This window comes from Candidatus Jidaibacter acanthamoeba (assembly GCF_000815465.1).
In the GTDB taxonomy this organism is placed as follows: Bacteria; Pseudomonadota; Alphaproteobacteria; order Rickettsiales; family Midichloriaceae; genus Jidaibacter; species Jidaibacter acanthamoebae.
Genome location: NZ_JSWE01000040.1, coordinates 1 through 4244, shown reverse-complemented (window position 1 = coordinate 4244; position 4244 = coordinate 1). Strand labels below are relative to the sequence as shown.

The 4244-nt window shown below is 32.8% G+C and carries 3 protein-coding genes; all 3 read left to right on the top strand.

Annotated features, from left to right (window positions below; translation table 11 throughout):
* The first annotated feature begins 413 nt into the window (after positions 1-413).
* Positions 414-1937 (top strand): FG-GAP repeat protein, encoded by a 1524-nt coding sequence (locus NF27_RS12930; protein ID WP_053332464.1) that lies wholly within the window; start codon positions 414-416, stop codon positions 1935-1937.
* A gap of 326 nt (positions 1938-2263) precedes the next feature.
* Complete coding sequence (locus tag NF27_RS01065; protein WP_039454851.1) at positions 2264-3703, top strand: tetratricopeptide repeat protein; 1440 nt, start codon at positions 2264-2266, stop codon at positions 3701-3703.
* Positions 3700-4244 (top strand): ankyrin repeat domain-containing protein (locus NF27_RS01060; protein ID WP_161791753.1); only part of this gene is annotated, 545 nt, incomplete at its 3' end. The genes NF27_RS01065 and NF27_RS01060, both read left to right, overlap by 4 nt.

Genomic DNA, 4244 nt, shown 5'->3' with positions numbered 1-4244 from the left:
TAACTACATGACTTGTCACTAACTAAAAAGTGGAACATATTTCGGGGGCTTGACAATACCTGCTGTGTATATTTCATGCCTCATAATAAAAGCTTTCTTAAAACATTATGGTAAAGGAAGATTGCAATTTAGGTAACAATAACACTTTTGTTAATCTTATCCTCTAAGTCTTATTTTAACAACAATGCTAATGACTTTTATTTAATTTATATTTATATATATATATATCTAGAATTATAAATGCCAATCTTCTAATAAATAAAATTAATAATATATTCATATAAAGTATGTAAATGTTTTATAAAAAATATTGTATACGATCTGTGTCTGCCTTAGTTTTTACCAGGTTAGTAGTGCTGTTCTCCTCCTAACTTCAAAATACAACGTTAATATTTAATATAGGATATTATAATATGAATTCATTTAAAAACCCATTCTATCTATCAAGCCTAAATGGAAGAAATGGCTTTGCAATAAACGGTACAACAGAATCTATGATGGAATCAGGCTTCTCAGTGAGTAGAGCAGGAGATATAAATGGAGATGGTATTGCTGACCTTATTATTGGCGCTCCTGGAGCTCGTTTGAAAATGGGGGCAAGTTATGTTGTATTTGGAAGCCAATCTCCTTTTTCTGCAAACACTAGTTTATCCGACCTTAACGGTAATAATGGCTTTGCAATATACGGAAGAACAAGTCTAGATTCATTAGGTGTATCAGTAAATGGAGCAGGAGACATAAATGGTGATAGTATTGCTGATCTTATTGTCAGTGGTGCTCAAACGGGAGCAGGTTATGTTATATTTGGAAGCCGATCCCCTTTTCCTGGAAATATAAGTTTATCCGATATTAATGGTAAAAACGGTTTTACAATAAGTGGGTTAGGTAATAATTATTGGTCAAAACCACCAGTAAGCGGGGCAGGAGATATAAATGCTGACGGTATTGCGGATATGATTATTGGAGATTCCGATGCAGGAGCAAGCTATACTATATTTGGAAGTAAGTATCCTTTTCCTGCAAACATTAATGTATCCGAGCTTAACGGCAAAAACGGCTTTACAATATACGGGATAACAAGCTTCGATTCATTAGGTTATTCAGTAAGTGGAGCAGGAGATATAAATGCTGACGGTATTGCTGACATTGTTATCGGTGCCTTTACAGCTGGTTCAAATGTAGGAGCAAGCTATGTTGTATTTGGAAGTCAATCCCCTTTTCCTACAAGCATTAATGTATACTCTCTTAATGGAAAAAATGGTTTTGCAATAAACGGGATAGCAAGTCTCGATGCGTTAGGCTCTTCAGTAAGCGGAGCGGGAGATATAAATGGAGATGGTATTGCTGATCTTATTATTGGTGCTCCCGGAGCTAGTTTAAAGGCAGGAGCAAGTTATGTTATATTTGGAAGTCAATCTACTTTCCCTGCAAGCATTAATGTATCTGACCTTAACGGAAAAAACGGCTTTGCAATAAACGGGATAACAAATCCTGATGCATTAGGCTCTTCAGTAAGCGGAGCAGGAGATATAAACGGTGATGGTATCGCTGACTTTATTATTGGTGCTCCCGGAGCTGGTTCAAATGTAGGAGCAAGTTATGTTGTATTTGGAAGCCAATCATTTTTACCTGCAAGCATTAATGTATCTGACTTGAACGGAAGGAACGGTTTTGCAATCTATGGAGCGAAAGCTTATGAAAATTCAGGCTACTCAGTAAGTGGTGCAGGAGATATAAACGATGATGGTATTGCTGATCTAATTATTGGTGCTCCTGAAGCTGGTTCGGGAACAAGCTATGTTGTGTTTGGTATGAAAAGTACTACTGCTTCTTTGCAGATTAGTGGTTCTAGTTACTCAGATTCTCTAATATATGAAGATAAAGAGACTTTTTTGATGGATACTGATTTAACATTAAAGTTAGAAAGTGAAATTTAGCTTATGTTTTAAAAATAAAATTATAAGCACATCATTTAATAGGATAGTGTTGCTAAAATATAAAAACATATAATTAAGTATAGGTTCAAAGACTATTCAGAACCTAAAAATAGGTAATTTAAAATTTTTTGCAACACAATTGAATAATATAAAAATTAAGATAGAAAATATTTGGTTATTTTTTAGCAAATATAATATTTTCCTTGTTACGAGGAAAGCTTTGAACAATAAGCTAAAACCCTATAATTTAATATTTTTGATAATGTATCTTCTTAAGGAAACTGTTAAATGTATTAAAATTAAATATTGCTAATAAAGAGCTCTCTATGACTAAAACCATATATGTACCCCAAGGTTATTGTGCTAGTTTGACACCTTTAACAACAAGTTATGGAATAGGAGGGCTATATACAGATGGCTTTTCAGCATGTAATATATTAGCTTGTATAGGTGAAGGCAAAATCCTTTTATCGCATGTAGATCATCTAACAATAATGATCTCAATGACCAAACTAAAAACTGAAATAGAGAATATTAAGAACTTACAAGAAATAATAATAATCTCTCGTGAGAATGAAACGTTTGTCAAATCTCATTTAATTAATCTTATAAGTTCAATTGGTCTGGGCTCAAAAATAATTGAAAAAGAAATAGATATTCAACATGATGGTATTTATGTCTCTTATAATAAAGAAAACAATAATGATATTCATCCAAATGTAAAAAAATACCCCATTAGAAATAGAGAAGGTTTAGAACTTATACACCATCCTCAGGAACAACAAATTCAAGCAGTACAGAAAATCCATCAAATTATAGGAATAAATGCTAAATTTATAACGAGGAAAGCACAGGTTAGGAGATTCTCAGTATTTGATGGACTTGCTTGGGAGAATATGGATGTAGAGCTAAGTATTGATAACTCACACCAGGCTACAATTCAAGAAATAAAGTTTATTGAAAAAGATGATCCATTCATAATGGTGGCTGGTAAATTGGCTGGTATAGCTTGTAATATGAAAGGTAAAATGCCAATTGTTAGCTCTACTAAAGAGATTGGAATGCAAGTGGCCTTTTACATGGAAGGTTACATAAATGACTTTGATTATGTCCGTTTATTTAATAGAAATTTAAAAGAAATGATTGATAGCAATGATAATATACCTGAAACACAAGAAGATTTAGCTTTTAAACAAGCTCTTAACACAATTATAAGTAAAAAAGAAGATAGCTTTTCAAAAGTACAAGATGTATACCATTCTTATGAAAATAAGGCTCCAAATACTGAATTTAAAGCTAATATTATCAGCGAGATTACCACCTTTGCTAGACATTATCTAGAGAGAAAATATTACCATGATTTAAAACAAAATTGTAAAGAAGTAGAAAGGGAGGCTACTAGTTTTAACGAGCAAGCAGTAAAGTGTTATAAAGAAAATAACTTTAAAAATGCAGCAGAACTATTTTTTTCAGCTATTCAACTTTATACTTATTGTAGTTTAAAGAATGATCCTAAATTAGCTACTCTTTATTATAACTGCGGAAGGTCTCTACAACAATTTGGTGAATATAGAGCCGCAAGTCTTCATCTTAATACAAGCCTAATATTAAGAGAAAACTATATTGAGCCCAGACCAAGAGCAGAAATTGAAAAAACAAAAAAAGCACTTGCAGAATGCATAAGTGTACAACCATCTGCTTCCACTTGGGTTGAGTCTTCGTCTATCAGCCGTACTACAAGTAATTCTCAGGGGTTAGGTAAGTGAGTATAGATTCACCTTTATATAACAATATAATGATAAAACCATTAATAAATGATCAAACTTTCTTAGACTTGGTAATCCGGATTAAGAACCCTGATTTGCTTAAAAGTGTCATAAGCCGAATGGGAGAACAGTTTTGGCAGCATCCGTTGGTAGTTGAAGAAAATGGTGCTAGTTGCTTTAGAAGAATAGCATCATTAGGATTGATAAACATGTCAAAGATATGGGGTGATGCTCTTAATTGGGAAAGAGAAGATTACCAAATAGAATTAAGGGAAGCTTTAAAAGAAAATAATTTAGAAATAGTACAAGTTTGCATTTTATTAGGAGCTAATGTAAATAAAGTGAGTCCTGAAGGTGAACCTCCGGTTTTTCAAGCTATACTATCAGGTAATATTAATTTATTAGAGACCTTATTACAAAACGGTGCTTTCATTAGTCGCATTGACTATAAAGGAGAGATTTCTTTGCATAAAGCCGTACGTAGCGGTAACTTGGAAATGGTGGAAAGAATACTAATTACCAAACCTGAGTTAGAATTAAA

Coding starts and splice junctions, on each gene's coding strand:
- NF27_RS12930 (WP_053332464.1), top strand. CDS start 414: ATGAATTCATTTAAAAACCCATTCTATCTATCAAGCCTAAATGGAAGA.
- NF27_RS01065 (WP_039454851.1), top strand. CDS start 2,264: ATGACTAAAACCATATATGTACCCCAAGGTTATTGTGCTAGTTTGACA.